Source organism: Flectobacillus rivi, assembly GCF_030056655.1.
In the GTDB taxonomy this organism is placed as follows: domain Bacteria; phylum Bacteroidota; class Bacteroidia; order Cytophagales; family Spirosomataceae; genus Flectobacillus; species Flectobacillus rivi.
This window is the reverse complement of record NZ_JASHIE010000017.1, coordinates 1-21220: the sequence shown is the minus strand read 5'-3', so window position 1 is coordinate 21220 and position 21220 is coordinate 1. Positions and strand designations below refer to the sequence as shown.

Sequence of the window (21220 nt, the reverse complement as noted above, 5' to 3'; positions counted from 1 at the left end):
AAATTAAAAAATTATGATGCATTGACACGACGATGGATCTGGTCTACTACCGCTTTAGCCGATTCTAATGCACCAGCCATCCAAGCTGTAAGGTGAGTGGTGTGCTCTCCTGCCATATAAATCTCGTCATCAGGCTTAATCAAGGCTGGATATAATCTTTTGCGTTGTACATCTGTGTACTCGGCCCAACCTCCTTGCGAATACGGAATTTTTTGCCAAGCCAACGAAAAGGAACTTTCAAATTCGGCAGCATATTGCGGGTGAATTTTACTTCCTTGTTCCAAAGCTGCTTTTTCTCTTTCGGCGATGGATAAATTACCCATTTTAACGGCTCGGTCATGAAAATTGTAATAGCCTTTCAACAAACCTTTTTTACCCATAAAATTGTAGGAAGGATAAAAAATTTGGGTAATATCCATGTTGGTACGAGAAATACCACCGAATATTTTATCGTCCTCTTCCCAGAATCTCCGCTTGAACTGCAAACCAATTTTACCAGTATTCATATAAGAAGTAAAATCTATTGCACGACGAATATCCGATGAAAGGTCTGTTTGTATATTGCGTAATACAGGTAAAGGAATGGTACAAATACAATAATCTGCTTTGAGTTCCTTTTCCTGTCCAGCCTTATCTTTATAGACTATCCGAACTCCTGGCTGTGTTTTTCGGATTTCTTTTACTTCTGTTTGATATTGTATTTTTCCTTCAAGACGCTTTGCAAACTCATACGGAATAGCATCCATTCCGCCAACGGGCTGTAACATGACTGGTTGCTGATTGAAGGTATATTCGCTTACATTCGAAAATGCAGGGTGAAACAACCCTCCAGCAATGATGTCGTGCAACGAGTGAGGTTCTGCCAATTGTGGGATTTGATCTCCATATCCACCTTGTCGCAAATACCCATGTCGTTCAGAGCCTTTGTATTTTTTGGTAATATCCAAATCGCATTCCTCTTTCAGATAAGCAATGAGTTTGTCGATATCCTCCTTGGTCAAATCTTGGTCTAGGGCTTTTTGGTCAGCTGCCTTTGCCAATAACTCTCCTGTATAACCACGAACATCAGCATGTATTTCACGAATTTTTACTCGTTTGTTTGCCAAAAGACCTGTTCCATTATCGCTGTAGTAATAAGCACCCTCGTTCATATTCATGAATATTTCGAGCGGAATATTAAATTCACGACAATAGTGGAGCGTCGTTTCGTGATTGTGCGGAATACGTGCCGCACCACCGTTTAAATAAAGTCCCTTATCGAATTGAGCCGTTTGTGAAGGACCTCCAATTTCAGTTTCTGTGGTGCCACCTCTTACAGTCCAAACACGTCCACCTGGGCGACTACGTGCTTCTAGTACTGTAACTTGATAGCCTAATTTTGTTAACTCATAAGCCGAACATAAGCCTGCTAATCCTGCACCAAGGATAATAATTTTTTTATCGGCCTTTCCTCTTTGCAAATCCAAGGGTTGTGAATTTGCTTCTGGAATCATTCCTAATCCTAATAATGTCAAATAGCTAGCAGCACCTGTTCTTTCTATAAAATCTCTTCTCGTCATAATGTTGTGTCTTAGTAATTGAAATGCTTGATTTGTATTTTGTCGATAAAGAACCTTTGATTTTTTATTAGAAAAAATATTAAAAATAAGAAAATCAAATGGTTACTCAACAATCCAAATCGGTGACTTTTATCAATTATCTAAGAGGTGATTTTCGAGAAAGCTTCTGTAAATGCCTTCATTTCGTCCATGGTTCCAATGGAAACACGGCACCAGTGTTGTCGATCAAATTCCCATCTTCTTACCATAACACCTTCTGTCATAAGTTTACTCATGAGGTCTTGTCCTTTCATTTTGATTGGGAACAACACAAAGTTGGCTGAAGAAGGAACGTAGCTATAACCTGCTTTTGTCAAGAAATCATACAAGTATTTTTTTGACTCTGCAGTATTCGTTAAGGTCAATTGTTGAAAATCTGTGTCTTTTAACGCTGCAATTGCAGCTGCAAAAGAAGGAACCGAAATATCAAAACCTCCAGAGCAATATGGTGCAATGGTCTTTAAGATTTCTGGTTTGGCAATAGCATAACCCACACGCAAGCCAGCAAAAGCATAAAGCTTAGACATAGTACGTAGTATCAATACGTTTTTACCTACATTGATAGATGCCACCATAGCATCTGTTTTAGGATTTTTGGCATAATCGATATAAGCTTCGTCGACCAACACAGGGGTTTTATCAGAAACTTTGTTGATAAAGGCCGTTAGTTGATCGGCTGGCAAAATAGCACCCGTTGGATTATTAGGATTTGTGATATATACCAAACTTTGTGAGCCGTTTAAACGACCTGCAATAGCATCCAAATCATATTGAAAATCCTTAGTCAATGGCACTTTCTCCATTGGGATTTTTTCTTCATTACCTGAAATATAGCATGGATCACCACATATAATCTTACCTTTCAAACCATAAGCTACCATCGACGCTGTCAACAACTCAGAAGAACCAGCACCCAATAAAATATGAGTTTCGGGCACACCTTCTTTTTCTGCAATCAACTTAATCAACGCCGAACGGCTTTGCATACCATAGCGATTTGATGCGCCAACTGCCTCAATCAACGCCTCTTTGGTTTTTGCCGAAGGTCCCCAAGGGTTTTCATTGGCACCCAAACGAGCCTTCATTACCACAGGAGGATTGATGCCTATCAATGATTTTTCTAACTGAAAATCAGGCGACAAGCTCATTTGTAATTCTCTTCTTACAGTTGGATTTGCTTGTGCACGTTGGATATAAGTTGAAGCAGCGCCCAAACCTGCGGTGGCTATAAGACTTTTTTTGAGCCAATCACGGCGATTGATATTGAATGACATGGTAAGACGTTGTTTTTGAAGTGATTTGAGTAATGATAGTCTATTTATCGATCAGCATAATGCAGTTGGATTTGTCGATGTGGTCTCAATAATCCTTAAGGCAGTACTGTCATTATTACCTTTTTGTACTTTGGAGCAAAACTTTGTGTTTTGCAGCTTGTATGGTTGTCGAGGAGTTCTATCTCCTTTGAGTCAAAATCAAGAAACTTGTTGCGAGAGAATTCTAGAAAGTCGAATGAGCAGAAAATTGCGAAGGACGCCCTTCTAGAATACTCACAAACAACATGAACAAGCATTAGGCTATAATCCATGCGCCAAAATATGCGCCAATGGCTGCCAACAACATTTTAAGGTAGTCTGAGAGTTTGAGTACTGTTTTCATAACACGTCTTAGTTAGTAGTGAAACAAAGGATGAAGTACGGCTCTAGCTTGTTGATTATAATTTGATAGTTAAGGGAAAAAAATGAAACAGCATATAGCACTTTTTCAATAATACAAATTTATCAATAATTACAAAAACTGCATTAAAACAAACTTATTTTTTACAACATTTTTACAAAAATTAAAAAAATAGGTTTTGAAAAATCACATATAGCCTTTCATTTATGTAAAATTAACAAAAATAGGATTAAATCAAAACAATATATAGGAGATATTTTAAGATATGTAAAAATATAAATATTGTATTTTTCAAATATTTTTTTGACCCACTTAACCTATATACTAAAATTAGATAGCGAAACAGCAGCTAAAATGTTAGTATATGCTAAAATACCTGCAACAGCGAATTTGTCACTTAGTGAAACCTCTAGGTAGCATAAAAGGAACGAAACATTATGGAAATAAAAAGACCTGTAAAATATAACTTCACAGGTCTATTAACTATGTAGCTCGGCAAAAGCTGATAAGATTGTAATCAAGTAAATCTTGCAAAATGGGTTTACATAATGTGAGATTTCCAGATGATTATCCCAATCACCTGTCATAAACAAGGCGTTGCATGCTGTAAGCGAAAGATTATCGCAGTGTTTCGGAGACCATGGCATTACTTATTAAGCACTAACCAATGTCAACAAAACAAATAACATAATTAACACCACTGGAGGTAGCTTGTCTAAATGTTTCATAACCTGTTTTTTTTTAAGGGTGAATAATGAGTTTAATAAGGGTATTGATTTATAGGATGTTTATCAAGATTCTTTACAATAACATCAGGAATGGGTTCCTATGAGTTTGCGTAAAACTTTTATCAATTGAAGCGATTTTGGGATTGTTTGGACAACTGAACTGGTCTAAGAAATAATACTTAATAGATAAGTTTATTTATTTTATATTCTCTACCTGAATCAGTATTATATTTTGTATTTTCGGAAAAAGCATACACTATTTTACAAAAAAAATCTAAAACTCAAAATATAATTTCAACATTTTCGACACTTTTCAATTTATTCTTTGAATTGACATATATATCTTTTTTTGAAATTTAATTATTCAAAGAATTTATGATATATAACCATCTGAAGAGTATTTTTCATCAGAAATTCGAAAGTAACGCCCCTTTCAAAACAGCCATAAGCATTTGTACTTAAGTCAGTTATCCCCTATCCATTGCTTAATCATAGTAAATGCTCGAAGTGATACCTCTATGATTTTAGTAAGTCTACCAACAAATGAGCTGTTGCTTAATTTTTGCTTTTAGTTTAGCTATTTTACAACTGAAATAGATATATTAGGGAAACCTTCTATCCTAGAAGACAATCATTTCGTTATAAACAACTTTTACCTTATGCAAAAAGACGATATAGAATTACTAAAATATCCAATTGGCCAGTTTGAAAAACCCCAAGAAATCACAGAATCTATACTGGCAGAATGGATTCTTGATATTAAAAGATTACCGCAGCAGCTTACTGATGCGGTGGAAGGACTCAATAAAGAACAATTGGCAACACCTTATAGACCTGACGGCTGGACTGTCAGACAAACAGTTCACCACGTTGCAGATTCACATATTAATGCCTATACCAGATTCAAATTAGCCCTAACAGAGAGTATTCCTACGATAAGACCTTACGAAGAACAACTTTGGGCTGAGTTATCTGATGGCAAAAATGCCCCTATCGAATGGTCATTGACCTTATTAGAAGCACTACACTTGAGATGGGGAATGTTGCTAGAAAATATGACAAAGGCCGATTTTAATAAGCAATTATTTCATCCAGCTACGCGTCACACCAATCCCTTAAATGTGATGGCAGGCATGTATTCGTGGCATGGGCGTCACCATGTGGCGCATATCTTGGAGCTACGCAAACGGATGAATTGGTAAAAACAGTATAACAGAAAAACTACTTACTTCTTCAGGGATTTTCTGGTCAAAAAGGTCATTTGAGCTCTATCGCCTATATATTCGTATAGGTTTAGAAGTTTTTTTCCTATCTTTACCTGTTTTTGCAAAATTCATCAACTATAAAACTAAGCACTAATCTCGGTCTAATTACATAAAACATGGAACGCTTTACAGGACTAATCGGAGTTGTATTGATACTAGGAATCGCCTATTTGATGTCGAACAACCGAAAGGCAATCAACTACCGTACAGTTGGTGTGGGACTAGGTTTACAAGCCTCACTAGCTATTTTTATTTTAAAAACTGACCTTGGTCAAAACATTTTTCAATGGTTAGGCGAAAAAATCAAGCGCCTATTAGAAATGTCTGACAAAGGTGCCGAGTTTGTATTTAGTCCATTAGTAAAGCAAGAGCTTTTGGGTAAAGTATTCGGTCCAGAGAATGGATTTATCTTCTTTTTCAAAGTAGTGCCTACAATTATTTTTGTGGCAGTATTGGTAAATATCCTCTATCATATTGGTTTGATGCAACGTGTAGTTGCGGTAATGGCCAAAGGTATGAAATGGTTAATGGGTGTAAGTGGTGCCGAAGCGGTATCAAACGTAGCAAGTACGTTTGTAGGACAGGTAGAAGCACAAATTATGATTAAACCTTACCTCAAAGGCATGACCAATTCGGAGCTTTTAGCTTCGATGACGGGTAGTTTTGCTTGTATTGCAGGCGGTGTAATGGCTACTTATATTGCTTTGGGTGTACCTGCACAGTATCTTTTGGCGGCTAGTATTATGGCTGCACCAGGCGCTTTGGTGATTTCGAAAATCGTAATGCCTGAAACAGAAGAATCAGAAACACAAGGGACAGTAAAACTCAAAGTTGAAAAAGCACACGTCAACCTAGTGGATGCTATCGCTGGTGGTGCTAGTGATGGGTTGAAAGTAGGTATGAATGTTATCGCAATGTTGATTGGTTTTATTGCTTTAATCGCATTGCTAGATTTGATTTTGGGTAAAGTTGGCTTTATGATTGGTTTACCAGAGTTGAGTTTCAACTTTATCTTGGGTAAATTGTTCGCCATTTTTGCTTGGGCGATGGGTGTTCCTTCCAAAGATATTGAAGCAGCAGGCGCCTTGATGGGTACCAAAATGGTAGTAAATGAGTTTGTCGCGTATCTCGACTTGATTAAGCAACAACATACTTTAGCGCCAAAAACGATTGCGATTACCAGCTTTGCGCTTTGTGGTTTTGCGAACTTTAGCTCGGTTGCTATCCAAATTGGAGGTATTAGTGAGCTAGCCCCTAGCCGTCGTGCTGATTTGGCAAAACTAGGTTTTAAAGCGCTAATTTGCGGAACATTAGCTAGTTATTTGTCAGCTACTTTAGCAGGACTTTTGTTGTAAAAGGAGGTTATTAGTTAACCGTATATCAGTTACTGGAATAGACTCATAATCAGAAGGATACAATTAATAAATATAGTATCAAAAAAAGGCGTTCGAAATAAGATTTTCGAATGCCTTTTTTTGATACTATATCTCAGAATCACACCTCTTTAGACGCAAAGCATTGCGTCTCTACTAGTAAAATTCATATTAAAAATATTCACACAATTCATTCAGTTATGGATACCAAAGGAAACTCCCCTCTATCGTGACGCTCGGCCATATCAACGTAATGTTGAGCACCAAGCTTCATCTTTTCAGCTTGTTCAGGAGTAAGTTGACGAATCACCTTCGCTGGTGCTCCTACAGCCAAGGAATAATCAGGAATTTCCATTTTCTCTGTCACAAGTGCATGTGCGCCAATGATACAGCCTTTTCCAATTTTGGCTTTATTCAACACCGTAGCACGCATACCAATCAGGGAGCCATCGCCAACGACAGCGCCATGTACAATAGCTCCATGACCTACCGTAACTGAGTCGCCTATGATAGTGGGATCACCCGGGTCGGCATGTAACACTGCGGTATCTTGAATATTGGTATTGTCTCCGATTATGATTTTTTCCACATCTGCACGAATCACAGCGCCATACCAAACCGAAACTCCTTTCCCGAAGGTCACATCTCCCATCACCGAAGCATTAGGAGCAATAAATACTTTTTCCATAGTTTTTTATTTAAATGTCTTTATAGATGTCTATACTTAACATCCTTAGAAGTCTTTTGCATGAAATCTATCTAATTTTTGATAAGACTATCGTTTTACATTTCAGAAATTATGAGAAATCGACAACCTATTACCGATTCTTGCTTTTCAGGATAACAAATACCAAGTATAATGTTAAATTTAAGGGCAAATTCCCAATTTCTATTTTTATTCATATCAAAAACTCTTTTTATGAAAAAATTACTTTTGGTCATGTCTTTGTGTTTGCCCTTAGGAAGCTTCGCACAAGAGACTGTTTCTTTGAATGATTTATCATTCTGGAAGCCAACGGGTAAAGCCAACTGGCAAATCGCTGGTGACGTAACTGCCGACCTCACAAAAAATGAAACAATGACCACTCAGGCTGGAAAAGGCATTTTGGTCAACCTCCCTGACGCCAACAACCGTGCAAATTTATTGTCTGCTGCCGAATACGGTGACGTAGATGTAGAATTTGACTTTATGATGGCTTCTCACTCAAACTCTGGATTTTATCTACAAGGACGTTACGAAATCCAATTGCTTGACAGTTGGGGTGTAAAAAAACCTGCTTATGGCGATTGTGGTGGTATTTATAAGCGTCGCAAGTTTATTCCACAGGAGTATCTTTACGAAGGACACGCACCACGTATCAATGCATGTTTGGCTCCTGGCTTATGGCAACACATGCAGATTTCTTTCCAAGCGCCTCGTTTTGATGCTGCTGGTAAAAAAATCGCAAATGCCAAGGTTATTTCTATTAGGTTAAACGGTTATGTTCTTCATGAAAATGTAGAATTGACTGGTCCAACAGGTGGTCCAATCTCTGAAGATGAAGCTCCACTTGGTCCATTTATGATTCAAGGTGACCATGGTGCGGTAGCTTTCCGTAACTTCAAGATAGCTGACCTTAGCGGTAAGCCTGCTGTAATGGCACCTATCGCTTACAAAGTGTTCTATGGCAAATTTAAAGAGCCAAAAGATTTCCTTTCGAAAAAACCAGATGCTACTGGCACTATCAATACCCTATCGTGGGATGTAAGTAAGCAAACTAACGATTTTGCTCAAATCTTCACAACTACCCTTGATGTTCCGAAAGCTGGCAAACATTCTTTCGAATTCCAACTTGCGGGTAAGTATTATGTCAATGTAAATGGTAAAGAATTATTACCAGATGCGTGGACTTTCTCAAGAGATAAGCGTTTTGCTGAAATGGATTTACCTGCGGGCAAAGTTCCTGTAGAGATTACTGTATATAAAACAGATGGTTGGATGCCTCCAATCTTAGGCATGTGGGTACAAGGCCCAAGTTTCCGCTCAACGGCTTATCATAGCTTGGCTTCTACGTTGGCTGGACCTCCTGCTGATCCAATTTTGTTAGATGCTAAAGAACCAATCGTGTTCCGTTCATTTACAGACCTTTTCAAAGAAGGTAAAAAATTGAAGCGTGTGGTTCACTCAGTAAATGTAGGTAATCCAAGCAACTTGCACTATACTTACGATCTAGACAACGGTGCTATCGTTCAAATCTGGAAAGGTGATTTCTTGGATACTTCTCCAATGTGGGATGACCGTGGTGATGGTTCTTCACGTGCTCGTGGAGCTTTGTTGACTTTGCCTGATAGCCCTGTACTGGTAGCTAGCGCAGACAAAGGTTCTTCTACTGATACTCCTGCTGAGTCGGCTGCATACCGTCCATTGGGATATGACTTAGATGCTAATGATCTTCCTACTTTCCGTTACAAAATGTTGGGTAGCGATGTAGAAGACCAAATCCGAGTTACTGATAACAAATATTTGACTCGTACGTTGAGCATCAAAAATCCAGCGGGACAAGTAGTTCGTTTGGCTTTGGGTAACGAAATCAGCAAGGTAGCTGACGATACTTACACAGTAGACGGCAAAAGCTACTATATCAAGGCTTCGGGTGCTACGATCGAATCGGTAGGTGCTCAGAAAGTATTGACTGTACCAGCTTCAGAAAAAGTACAGTACGCAATTATGTGGTAATCATTGGTCTGGTAAAGCATGTAAAAAAGTGCTTGCCGAGGACGTAGATTTACTACTTTTTTTAAGCTGAAAGAAAAACTTTTGGCATGAAAAACATCAATTTTGACTTTCAAAAAAATGAAAATAAAATCTGTATTCAACTCAGTATCTAAAGCACTCCTATTAGCAGGATGTATGAGTGCTGGGGCTTTTGCTCAAGATGGCCCAACTGAAAATGATTATTATAAAATTGTAAAAGTCCCAATCCCTGAAGGTATTGTTCTTGAAGTAGGTGGTTTGGTAACTTTACCCAATGGCGATATTGCTGTTTCAACACGTCGTGGTGACGTTTACATCATCGAAAACCCAACCTCTACCAAGCCTGTTTATCGCAAATTTGCGAGTGGTTTGCATGAAATTTTGGGCTTAGCTTACAAAGACGGAAATCTTTACTGTGCACAACGTGGTGAGTTGACTAAATTGGTTGACAAAAACGGTGATGGCAAAGCAGAACGCTATGAAACGGTATATGCTTGGCCTATTTCTGGTCACTACCATGAGTACTCATTTGGTCCAAAAGTTGGTCCAGATGGTGCATTCTATGTAACTGGCAACGTAGGTTTCGGTAACTCAGACTGGTGGGCTGGTAAGTCACTTGTACCTTGGCGTGGATGGACTATGCGTATTACCGAAGACGGTAACATGCAACCTTACGCAGCTGGTATGCGCTCTCCTTGCGGTATTGGTATGTTGAATGGCGAATTTTTCTACGGTGATAACCAAGGTGACTGGATGGGTTCTGGTTTTATCACTCATGTAGAAAAAGGAGATTTCTTGGGTCACCCTGCTTCATTGCAATGGGCTAGCCGTCCTGAATCGCCAGTAAAAATGCGTGCGGATATGATTTTCTCAAAAGTTGATCCTCGCGATGATCCGAAAGTAAAACCTGAATATGTGAAAAATGAGCCTATGACTACCATTTATGAAATGGCTCATAAAACATATCCAAACATGAATATCAAATCACCAGCAGTATGGTTGCCTCACGGTGTATTGGGTGTTTCTACTTCTGAAATCATTGCTGACGAAACAAGTGGCGCATTTGGTCCATTTGCAGGTCAACTTTTTGTAGGTGATCAAGGTATGTCAAAAATTGCTCGTGTATTTCTTGAAAAAGTAAACGGACAATACCAAGGTGCTTCTTTTGACTTCCGTTCAGGATTCCGTTCAGGTGTTTTGCGTATGTCATGGGGTACCGACAAAGGTATGTATGTAGGTGGTACAAACCGTGGTTGGGGTTCTGTAGGTAAAGAAGATTTTGGTTTAGAAAGATTGGTTTACACAGGAAAAACGCCTTTCGAAATGAAAGCTGTTCGTGCTATGCCAGATGGTTTCGAAATAGAATTTACAGCGCCAGTTGACAAAAAGACGGCTGAAGATGTAAACAACTACGATGTGTCGAGCTATACGTACAAATACCACCCTGTTTATGGTAGTCCAATCGTAGATCGTAAAGACAACGCTGTGCGTGGCGCTAAGGCATCGGAAGATGGTTTGAAAGTAAGAATCGTAGTAGACGGTCTTCGTGAAGGTTATATTCACGATATCAAGCCAGAAGGTGTTAAATCTGCGAAAGATGGTTTGGCATTATTACATGGAAGTGCATATTATACATTAAACAGCATTCCTACTGGCCCGAAAGCAAACATAACGTTGGTAACTCCAAAAACAAGAGCTCAACGTGAAAGAGTAGATGCTGGTGCGGCTGCCAATACACCAGACAATCAGATGAAGGAAGCGGCTCCAAGTACTGAAGGTATGAAAGGTAGCGCTAAACCAAAAGCTGGTGCTAAAACCGCTGCGGTATCGTCAATTATTTCTGACAAAGAAGCCATGGCATTATTGTCAAAACATACTTGTTTGGCTTGTCACAAAGTAAATGAGCGTGCTGTAGGTCCTGCGTACTCGGAAGTAGCAAAACGTAAATATACCAATGCTCAATTGGAAGCTTTGATTGCAGAACCAAAACCAGAAAACTGGCCTGATTTTGCTACGCCAATGGCACCAATGAGCCACGTTCCTAAAAAGGATATTCAAAAAATTGCCGCTTGGATTAACAATCTTAACAAGAAATAGTTTGTCGGCAAAAGCTTAAATCAAACAAAAGCGGCTGCTCCTTTGGAGCAGCCGCTTTTGCTTTTAAAGGTATTCAATTTATCACAGCTAGTGATTCATTACCTATCCTCTATGCTTTTACTACTTTAAATAACTTAGAAAAATGAGGTAGCAAATTCAATCGACCATTTACCTTTATTAGTCCTTCAGAAGCGTATGAAGCTGCCAAACCTATTGGGTCTTTGATAAAACTCTGAAAAGCCGAATAGGACATATTGATTGAGTTTTCACAGTATTCTGATGAATCTAAATAACACTTAGGAACTCCAGTTGTGTCAACTATCCACTCGCCTTCACGCTCACCGTGAATAGTTAAACGAAGTTTCATCGGATGTAACGACGCTACACTTGGATTAGCAATTAAAGCATCTGGAAAGGTGCGTTTGAAAAAATCGTGAATATCAATCATGGCTCTGTATTAAGGTTTAAAATTGAACAATATAAATTTAGGTCTCTCGGTTGGAAGAGACTATGGAGGTAATTTCTAGAAAGCAATTATCGATTCTGACTATAACATAGTTTATTTACAAGACGGTAACTACGTTAATCAAGTAAGGAAAGAATATACTGAGCAAATTACAATTAAGGCGTTTCGGACTTTAGAAGGCATTTATTGATTCTATGTGTGTTAGCAGTCCGAAAGAAAGGGAGTTTTAGGTATTGAGTATGTTTTTGATTCTTCTTTATTTTCTAAACTCCTTAGATTAAATATAGGAATTTTACAGTTTCAATCCAAGAAATCATTTAAAATAACGCCTACAAAATATAATTTTTCTAATTTTATATAAAAATATTCATATTAACATTTATTCTTTTATATTTTATTTAACATTTCCAATAAAAGGCTTATTATCAATATATTAATTCGCAAACAATGAAAAAAAGCTATGTATTAACTGGACTATGCGTTTGCTTGCAATTTTGGTCTTGGGGACAAAATACTCCAACAAAAACGTATCAGTTTGCCTCAAAACCTTCATGGGCTGATGAGTTTAACAAAAATGGACTCCCCGACTCCACCAAGTGGAATTATGATGTGGGCGGTCATGGTTGGGGCAACAATGAACTACAATACTATACAGAAAAAAATCTCAAAAACGCTCGTGTTGAAAACGGTGTACTCATTATCGAAGCACTGAAGGAAACAGTGAAAGACAATGCCTATTCGTCAGCACGTTTAGTAACCAAAGGCAAAGGAGATTTTCTATATGGTAGATTCGAAATTAAAGCCAAGCTTCCTGAAGGACGAGGCACTTGGCCTGCCATTTGGATGTTGGCAACAAAGCAATTTTATAGTAATACTTATTGGCCCGACAATGGCGAAATCGACATTATGGAGCATGTAGGCTACGACCCTGGTCGTGTACACGCCACCGTACATACACGCGACTTTAACCATATCAAAGGCACTCAGCGTTCTGCCAATAAAATGCTTCCAGATTTTCATACGGCTTTTCATGTATATCGAGTAGATTGGACTCCCGATAAAATAGAGGCATTTATCGATAATGAGCGAGTTTTGTCTTTTCCAAAAGTAAGCGATAGATGGGAAGAATATCCATTTGATAAACCCTTCCATATCTTGCTAAATATTGCTGTTGGAGGAGGATGGGGTGGTCTAAAAGGTGTGGATGAAAGTATTTTTCCTCAGCGTATGGAGATTGACTACGTGAGAGTTTATCCATTAAAGTCTGCTCCCAAAAAGAAATAAACATGAGCCGTCACGAATTAAGTGATTGGGCGATTATTCTAAAATTTGTATTCTAGCTGTAGAGACGTAATGCATTGCGTCTGAAGTCGAGTAAAACATAGCATTGTAACATCAAAAAAGCTGTCGAAAAACAATTTCCGACAGCTTTTTTGATACTATATTTCGGAAGGGTATCTATTTAGACGCAAAACATTGCGTCTTTACTCATGAAATGTAGATTTAAAGAATAATCACTCAATCGCAATTCACTAAATAGAAGATTTCCTTTCTTTCGAACATAATTTAGTAAGCCAATGCACGAACCTGACGTTTAGCAGCTTCAAACGCTCCAAACATTAAAGTCGAGAACAAAAGATTACTCATTAATGTATTTTTTACGTACGGAATCGCATTTGCATAACACGACGCCAAACCATTCATATCTTGAGTATAAAGCTTGCCTTCAGTCCAAACAAAAAAGTTAGAAACTAAGAAAAAAGCAAGTGTTCCCAACAAATTAGCGAATAATACATTTTGTGCAGTCACCTTTTTCAAAAGAAAAATACCAACTGTTACCATCACAGCAAAACTCACAAATACGCCTGGCTCAACACCAAAAGAGAAAGTTGGATAATATTCTTTATAAACAACATTGTTCAACACTAAGTTTGAAAGCCACAATGCCAACATAGGAATAGCATACGACCAACGCTTGTTGACGAAGTAAGCACCTCCAAAAAGTGCCATTGCTCCTACTGGAGAAAAGTTGGCTAAAGAAGGGGTTAAAAATAAAAAACGACTCAACGCTGCTACTGTAATCATTCCCGCGATTACCCCAAAACGAAGGTTTATTGAATTTTTCATGAAATGTCTTGATTTGATACACAACAAATTTAATAACCTTTCAATATTTAGCAGTAATTTTGGGGTATAAATAAACACGATTCTTGATTTCGTGCTACAAATCATGCCAGTATTCTCGAAAAATTTCAAATTAGGCCTTTTAGGCGGTGGCCAGTTAGGCCGTATGATGCTCCAAGCTGCTATCGATTTAGACATCCATGTGAAGGCTCTCGACCCAGATCCTAATGCTCCTTGTGCTAAAATTGCACCAGAGTTTGTCTGTGGTTCATTCTTGGATTTTGACACTGTATATGCTTTCGGTCAAGACTGTGAAGTAATAACAATCGAAATCGAAAATGTCAATCTCGATGCATTGAAAAAACTTCAGTCCGAAGGTAAGAAGGTATTCCCTCAACCAGAAGTGTTGGAGTTGATTCAAGATAAACGCATTCAGAAACAATTCTATCGTGATCATCAATTACCGACAGCAGATTTTGTCTTGACCGACAACGCCGACGCTGTGGCAGCTAATGTTGATTTCTTGCCAGCGTTCAATAAATTAGGTCGTGGCGGATATGATGGAAAAGGCGTTCAACGCATTAGTTCAGCCGAGGATGTTCACCTTGCTTTTACAGAACCAAGTCTTTTAGAAAAAGCCGTAGACTTTGCAAAAGAAATCGCTGTGATCGTAGCGCGTAACGAACAAGGTGAATGTAAAACATTCCCAACAGTTGAGTGCGTGTTCCATCCTGTTCACAATTTGGTTGAATATCTTTTTGCTCCAGCAGACGTTTCGGAAGAGATTAGCGAAAAAGCCAAAGCAATTGCCATCGAAACTGCCGAAAAATTAGGGATTGTAGGATTACTTGCAGTCGAGCTATTTTTGACAAAAGATGGAGAAGTTCTAATCAACGAAGTAGCGCCTCGCACGCACAATAGTGGTCACCACACAATTCGTGCAAATCATACTTCGCAGTTTGAGCAACATCTACGTGCAGTTTTGGGATTACCACTTGGCGATACCACTGCTCACAGTACTGCTGCTATGGTTAATCTTTTGGGCGAAGATGGTTATTCAGGCGACGCTCAGTATGAAGGTATGTCCGACGTCTTAAGTGTTGCAGGCGTATATCCGTTTTTATATGGTAAAACTACAACCAAACCATTCCGCAAAATGGGACATGTTACTGTTGTAGAAAATGACCTAGCGAAGTTGAAAGAAAAAGTAGATTTCGTAAAAAATACGCTGAAAGTAATCGCATAAATTATTGGTAGTCTTTTCATTCATAAAAATCAATACATTCCAATGGTAGGAATCATCATGGGTAGCATCTCTGACTTAAAAGTTATGCAAGAAGCTGCCGACGTTATCAAAGAATTAGGTGTAGACTACGAAATCGATATTGTATCGGCACACCGTACACCCATCAAAATGGTTGAATATGCCCAAACAGCTCGTGAACGTGGCATCAAAGTAATCATTGCTGGCGCTGGTGGTGCAGCACACTTACCAGGAATGGTAGCTTCAGTTACTACTTTACCTGTAATTGGAGTGCCAGTAAAATCATCTAATTCGATTGATGGATGGGATTCTGTACTTTCTATTTTACAGATGCCATCAGGAGTTCCTGTAGCTACGGTTGCGTTGAATGGTGCTAAAAATGCAGGAATCTTGGCCGTACAAATGTTAGGTATTGAAAACCCTGTGATTGCCGAAACTTTGGCTGAGTACAAAAAACAGCTGAGTAGCAAGGTAGACGATATGGTTACTGAATTGAAAAAAACCATTCAATAAATTATTTATCAAAAATCTCTTTCCCTTACAAGTTCAATCGTTAACTTAGGAAAGATTATTGGGATATGCTAAATCCTAGTATTTTGCCCTAATTAACCTTACGAAGATGGAAGACAAAAGAAACCCTCGACCAGTTGAAGAAAGTTCTCAAGTTCCTAACATTACTTTATTAGTATTATTGGGATTGATTGCTGCGTTACTCTACGTTGGCTGGCAGTATTTAAAAGAAGACTCTATTTCAGACAATGAACTTACCAATGCTGGTACAGACAGCATTGCAGTGATTGACAATAATAGAGAATCTCCAGTTGTAGCAGAAGCAGCTTCTGATGAAGAAAGTGAAGATCAAGAAAAAGTAAAAGAATCAGAAGAAAAAAAATCAGATAGTAAAGAGGAACATAAAAAAGAAGAAAAGAAAGAGAAAAAATCTGAGTCTAAAGAAAAAGCTACTACTAAAACTAAGGTAGAAAAAAGCACAGATAGCAAAGCATCTGACGCTAGCTTAGGTAAAGGAGAAACAATCACTCACGTAGTGCAAGCAGGCGAAACTTTCTTTGGAATTGCCAACCGTTATAACCTCAAATGGCAATCTCTGCAAAAGCTCAACCCAAGCGTAAATCCTGAGGGAATCAAAGTTGGGGTTACTAAACTAAAAGTCAGAGTCCTAAAAGTCCATACCGTTGGCTCAGGCGATGTACTTCGGGTCATTGCACAGAAATATGGTGTTTCAAAAGCACTCATTATGCAAGCCAACAAAAAGACAAGAGATATTACAGAAAAAGGTGAAAAGTTGATTATCCCTTTAAAATAGTTTTTTCTTTATACGCCGTTCATTAAATATGAACGGCGTATTTGTTTGTATTACTTCACATAAAAGCTCATATAGTATTGTAATCTTGCGGTTACTTTGTTATTTTTAAAGTAGATTTTTTCTTTCTAAATTTAGTAAGAAGTCTAACTCGTAAATTTCTATCCACCGCTTATAAATAATGCCTATTCATCATTTACAATTCTTTTTCAAACTCTAGTTAAAATCTTTAACATTGATCATACTAGCATCTTGGCTTGTATTTTATCCTATCTGTATTCACCCAAACGAAAATTAGTATTATTTTCTATGGGGTTAATTATCTTAATACAAGAATAAATCAGTCCCTTCAGTTTTGTAAAATATCAGTTAATAAGAATCTATTATCTAGCCTTTACTATTATGAGACCTATTCAATTTCATTGCCTATACGTTGACCTAACAAATGATATAAGTTTAGAACTTGATGTCTTTCCTCGCAACATCTCCTTTCACTTTACGAATGTCTCATCACTTGAGCTTGCTTATGGTTTGATTGAACAGGAATACTTTGAGGTAATTATTTTTAATGGAGATAACATAAGTGAGGAAGAAGTAAAAGTAATTTCTAGCATTCCCAGAGATACTTCTATCATAGTTATTGCCAATGATTATGAGACAATCTTCGATCCTCATGATTTAGACAACGTCATTTTATTTACTTTGAAGCCCATTAATCCCGAAAAACTTCAAAATTTACTTATTAGAGTTTTAAGCAAATACGTATTGCCCAAAGTACAACACCTCAATCATTTTGACTTTTTTCCTACTGGAGCAGAAATGACCAAAATTAGTTTTAATGATATTTTTTATATTGAGGCTACAGGCTCTTCCTGTAATGTTTTTCTTTTGAATCAGGTAATCTTAGTAAAAGAATCTATTACTTTACTCGAAGAACGTCTTCCTTCGAAAAATTTTGTGCGTTTACATCGTTCATTCATTATTAATGCTCAAAAAATTTTGCGGGTATCTGCAAAAGAAATTGAATTAAATAATGCAAAAAAATTACCAATTGGAAGATCGTATCGTAACAAAATAGGATATATTTCCTATTTGATAGATCATCTACTAGTATAATTCAAAAACCACAAAATTATTACAGGCTAAAAACAAAAATAAAGACTACTTTCGTAGTCTTTATTTAATGATAAATTTGATTTCTATTCGCTCGCAACGAATTTCATCTATACTTCTATCTTATTATATTTTTTAGTCCTCCTTAGGCTCATAAATTTCTTTATACTAACCTATCTTATTTTGGCTATTACCATTGGTACACATATCACTGGGGCGCATTCGGCTACACATACCACGTATGATAATGGCACAATTCTACAAAAATCCGTACTAGGTATCGTTGTGATTTTTGTACCAATTACCAATGAGGGATTTGTATTACACAATACATAATGATTATAAACACCATTGCTCAATCCTGAAAAGGTCGTGCCACTCTGTACTTGTTGAATTACTCCTCGTCCATCAGTTAATAAATACTGAGGGGATAATCCCACTGAGCTCGGTACAGTTATACTATTGGTGGTTGTGTTACAATCACAGATAGATATATCTACTGCCGTACTTTTCAAACAATGATCTATTTCAGTGAAGTTTTTTCCTATTTCTAATGACGGTAGATTTAACTGACTATTATCCCATGTTATGGCTACAGCTTTATAACTGCCAACACCAACAGCATCTATCGTACCTGAATTAACTACAGATTTATATCGGATAATATTACCTCCATCTACTAACACAACATAACTTACGATATTGGTACCTATACTTTGACCACTCAAATTTAATTGGATTGTACCAGGTTTGAAATTACACCCTAAGGTTTGACTACAGATGGTAAAACTACACATCATTAGAAGTGATAATAATAGCAAGAAACTTTTGGGAAAATACTTTTTCATAACACTATCTGCTATAGTAGAATAAAGAGGGAGTTTTAGCTCCCTCTTTATGAATATTAGAATCCAAGCACCCCTGGATTAATATCTGTTGGACAGTTCACTGTTGTAGTAGTCTCATTTGAGGTTTTTGGTGTTCCTCCATTTGAACTTACCACTGCTGTGTTCTTGAACACACCACTGAAGTTAGCCTTCACATTAATGCTCAATCCTACACTCTGACCTGCTGGAATCTGCGTTGAGCCATTGTTGGTACAAGTCACCACCTGACCTACTGCACTACAAGTAAAGCCGCCTGTACTTGGTCCACTCACAAATTGTAAGCCAATCGGTAAGTTATCCGTTACTGTTATTGTACCAGTCGTAGCTCCCGTTCCGCCATTGGCAATATTGAAACTATAAGCAAAGTTCGTGCCTACTGTCGCTACCACTGGAGCACTCTTCGTGATTGTTAAGTTTGCCTGCGGTAAAGCATTGATGGTCGTAGGTACTTCGTTCGATGGTTTAGGGGTCGTTACTGGATCTCCACCTCCTGTTACATAAGCCGTGTTCTTCACTGGTAAGCCCGAAGCTGGTGCTGTCGTTGGATTTACCGTCAAGACTATCGTACTACTACCATTCGCTGCTATCGAAGTTGTTGTCGTACAAGTCACTGCTTGACCTGATGCGCTACAAGTCCAACCTGATCCACTGAAGGTCACATAACTCAACTCACTTGGTAAGTTATCCGTTACTGTTATCGTACCTGTACTCGCTGCTAATCCTGTGTTGTTTACCGTCAAAGTATAGTTGAAATTCGTACCTACCGTCGCTACACTTGGTCCAGTTTTCACTACCACTAAGTTTGGTGTTGGTGGGTTCGAAATCACCGTCGTTACACTATTGGACGTTTCAGTGCTAATGTCTCCACCACCTACTACACTACCTACGTTGGTGTAAGTTCCTGCTTGCGTTGGTTTCACTGTCAAACTCATTGAGCTACTGCCACTCACTGCTATCACTCCACTATTCGTACAAGTCACCAATTGTCCTGAAGCACTACAGCTCCAACCATTGCCACCACCACTCACAAACTGTAAACCATTTGGTAGATTATCTGTCACGGTAATTACTCCTGCAGTTGATGCCGTTCCTGAGTTATTCACCACCAAAGTATAATCATAGTTCGTATTAACAATACCTGTTACTGGACCTGACTTGCTAATCAACAAGTTTGGTTTAGGTGCTGGGGTGATATCCGTCGTTACTGGGTTCGATGGTTTTGGTGTCGTACTTGGATCTCCACCTCCGATCACACTTGCTGTATTCACCACTGATGAACCACTCGCTGCATCCAATGCCTTCACTGTTAAGGTTAATACATTGCTACCATTCACCGCTACGACATTGCTCATCATACAAGTCACCGTTTGATTTGAGGCACTACAACTCCAACCTGTTCCACTGAAGCCTACATATTGTAAGTTCGTCGCCAAAACATCCGTTACCGTTATCGTACCACTCGTCGCTGCATTTCCGGTGTTGTTTACCGTCAAGGTATAGTTGTAGTTCGTGCCTACTGTCGCCGTTACTGGACCTGACTTCACAATCGAAATACTTGGTTTCGGTGTTGGGTTAATCGTTGTCGTTACTGGATTTGATGGTTTTGGTGTCGTACTTGGGTCTCCACCACCACTCACATAAGCTGTGTTGATGGCTGGTGAGCTCGCCGCACTTACTGCCTGTACTGTCAAGATGATATTTGAGTTGGCATTCACAATGATGGATGCACTACTCGTACAAGTCACCAACTGACCACTCGCACTACAACTCCAAACGCTACCCGCACTACTTGAGCCTACAAAGGCTATGCCTGTTGGTAAATTGTCTGTTACGGTGATTAATCCACTGGTACCTGCTGTACCATTATTACTTACCGTTAAAGTATAATCAAAATTACTACCCACGGTTACTGACGATGGTCCTGCTTTAGCTATCACTAGATTTGGTTTAGCTGGTTCATTAATCACTGTCGTTACTGGATTCGATGGTCGTTTGGCTACGATGTCTCCACCACCACTTACCCATGCTTTGTTCACAACGGTACCCGTCACCGAACTTACCACTGTCAAGTTCAATGAGCTACTACCACCTGCGGCGATACCTGTCGTTGTTGTACAACTTACCAACACTCTACCACCAGCTAGCGTACTACTGCTACAACTCCAACCTGAGCCTGAGCCTGATACAAAACTCAATCCCGTAGCCAAGGTATCACTCACCACAGTTGTTCCAAAGGTACTTGTCGTTCCGCTATTGCTTACGGTTAAGGTATAGTTATAGTTGGTACCTTTTTCTGCTACACTTGGTCCTGATTTAACAATCGCTAATTCTGGTACACATACCACATAACCTACTGCATTGGTAATGTCTACACAACTTCCACTAACACCATTGATGGTTCCTCCTACTGTTAGCCCTGATACACTTCCTGTGTAACTTACGCCATACACATTGTATACTCCATTGCCATTGTCACTGAAACTTGGACTATTCGAGATAGAGAGTATTCTTCCTTTTCCATCTGTCAAAACATATACGTTAGTCTGTCCTGGTAAATTCGTCTTCCCTGTTTGACC

The 21220-nt window shown here is 38.6% G+C and carries 16 protein-coding genes; 9 read left to right on the top strand and 7 right to left on the bottom strand.

Annotated elements, in window-relative coordinates:
• Window positions 1-11: 11 nt before the first annotated feature.
• The gene (locus QM481_RS20935; protein WP_283383186.1) at window positions 12-1559 is read right to left on the bottom strand and encodes a flavin monoamine oxidase family protein; all 1548 of its coding nucleotides are present in this window, start codon (window positions 1557-1559) and stop codon (window positions 12-14) included.
• A 140-nt stretch (window positions 1560-1699) separates the two neighbouring features.
• The gene (locus QM481_RS20930; RefSeq protein WP_283383185.1) at window positions 1700-2872 is read right to left on the bottom strand and encodes a pyridoxal phosphate-dependent aminotransferase; all 1173 of its coding nucleotides are present in this window, start codon (window positions 2870-2872) and stop codon (window positions 1700-1702) included.
• A 1787-nt stretch (window positions 2873-4659) separates the two neighbouring features.
• Here QM481_RS20930 and QM481_RS20925 point away from each other — a divergent pair.
• The gene (locus tag QM481_RS20925; protein WP_283383184.1) at window positions 4660-5202 is read left to right on the top strand and encodes a YfiT family bacillithiol transferase; all 543 of its coding nucleotides are present in this window, start codon (window positions 4660-4662) and stop codon (window positions 5200-5202) included.
• A gap of 179 nt (window positions 5203-5381) precedes the next feature.
• Window positions 5382-6620, top strand: a complete 1239-nt coding sequence (locus QM481_RS20920) for a NupC/NupG family nucleoside CNT transporter (protein ID WP_095161466.1) — start codon at window positions 5382-5384, stop codon at window positions 6618-6620.
• Between the two features lie 208 nt (window positions 6621-6828).
• Here QM481_RS20920 and QM481_RS20915 read toward each other — a convergent pair whose 3' ends face one another.
• Window positions 6829-7326, bottom strand: coding sequence for a gamma carbonic anhydrase family protein (locus tag QM481_RS20915; RefSeq protein WP_166552861.1), 498 nt, complete (start codon window positions 7324-7326; stop codon window positions 6829-6831).
• Between the two features lie 231 nt (window positions 7327-7557).
• Between QM481_RS20915 and QM481_RS20910 the strand changes: the two genes are divergently transcribed.
• A complete protein-coding gene (locus QM481_RS20910; protein WP_166552860.1) occupies window positions 7558-9354 on the top strand; it encodes a 3-keto-disaccharide hydrolase in 1797 nt (598 codons plus the stop codon).
• A gap of 117 nt (window positions 9355-9471) precedes the next feature.
• Entirely contained in the window at window positions 9472-11469 is a 1998-nt protein-coding gene (locus tag QM481_RS20905; RefSeq protein ID WP_166552859.1) for a c-type cytochrome, read from the top strand.
• Between the two features lie 109 nt (window positions 11470-11578).
• Here the strand turns inward: QM481_RS20905 and QM481_RS20900 are convergent, their stop codons facing one another.
• Window positions 11579-11917 (bottom strand): hypothetical protein, encoded by a 339-nt coding sequence (locus QM481_RS20900; protein ID WP_283383183.1) that lies wholly within the window; start codon window positions 11915-11917, stop codon window positions 11579-11581.
• A gap of 465 nt (window positions 11918-12382) precedes the next feature.
• On the opposite strand from QM481_RS20900, the gene QM481_RS20895 reads away from it, so the two are divergent.
• A complete protein-coding gene (locus tag QM481_RS20895) occupies window positions 12383-13219 on the top strand; it encodes a glycoside hydrolase family 16 protein (RefSeq protein WP_166552857.1) in 837 nt (278 codons plus the stop codon).
• A 282-nt stretch (window positions 13220-13501) separates the two neighbouring features.
• Here QM481_RS20895 and QM481_RS20890 read toward each other — a convergent pair whose 3' ends face one another.
• Window positions 13502-14062, bottom strand: a complete 561-nt coding sequence (locus tag QM481_RS20890; RefSeq protein ID WP_283383182.1) for a DUF6580 family putative transport protein — start codon at window positions 14060-14062, stop codon at window positions 13502-13504.
• Between the two features lie 103 nt (window positions 14063-14165).
• Between QM481_RS20890 and QM481_RS20885 the strand changes: the two genes are divergently transcribed.
• The 4 genes from QM481_RS20885 to QM481_RS20870 all read left to right on the top strand — a co-directional run bounded on the left by QM481_RS20885 (window position 14166) and on the right by QM481_RS20870 (window position 17760).
• Window positions 14166-15305, top strand: coding sequence for a 5-(carboxyamino)imidazole ribonucleotide synthase (locus tag QM481_RS20885; RefSeq protein ID WP_283383181.1), 1140 nt, complete (start codon window positions 14166-14168; stop codon window positions 15303-15305).
• A 42-nt stretch (window positions 15306-15347) separates the two neighbouring features.
• Entirely contained in the window at window positions 15348-15836 is a 489-nt protein-coding gene (purE, locus tag QM481_RS20880) for a 5-(carboxyamino)imidazole ribonucleotide mutase (RefSeq protein WP_166552854.1), read from the top strand.
• Window positions 15837-15942: 106 nt separating this feature from the next.
• A complete protein-coding gene (locus tag QM481_RS20875) occupies window positions 15943-16647 on the top strand; it encodes a LysM peptidoglycan-binding domain-containing protein (RefSeq protein WP_283383180.1) in 705 nt (234 codons plus the stop codon).
• Between the two features lie 399 nt (window positions 16648-17046).
• Window positions 17047-17760 carry a LytR/AlgR family response regulator transcription factor gene (locus QM481_RS20870; RefSeq protein WP_283383179.1) on the top strand — a complete coding sequence of 238 codons (714 nt, stop codon included), beginning with the start codon at window positions 17047-17049 and terminating at the stop codon, window positions 17758-17760.
• A gap of 170 nt (window positions 17761-17930) precedes the next feature.
• Here the strand turns inward: QM481_RS20870 and QM481_RS20865 are convergent, their stop codons facing one another.
• Both QM481_RS20865 and QM481_RS20860 read right to left on the bottom strand, forming a co-directional pair.
• Window positions 17931-18605: a hypothetical protein gene (locus QM481_RS20865; protein WP_283383178.1), complete on the bottom strand. Its 675-nt coding sequence runs from the start codon at window positions 18603-18605 to the stop codon at window positions 17931-17933.
• Between the two features lie 56 nt (window positions 18606-18661).
• A partial coding sequence (locus tag QM481_RS20860; protein ID WP_374760922.1) for a beta strand repeat-containing protein occupies window positions 18662-21220 on the bottom strand: 2559 nt, incomplete at its 5' end.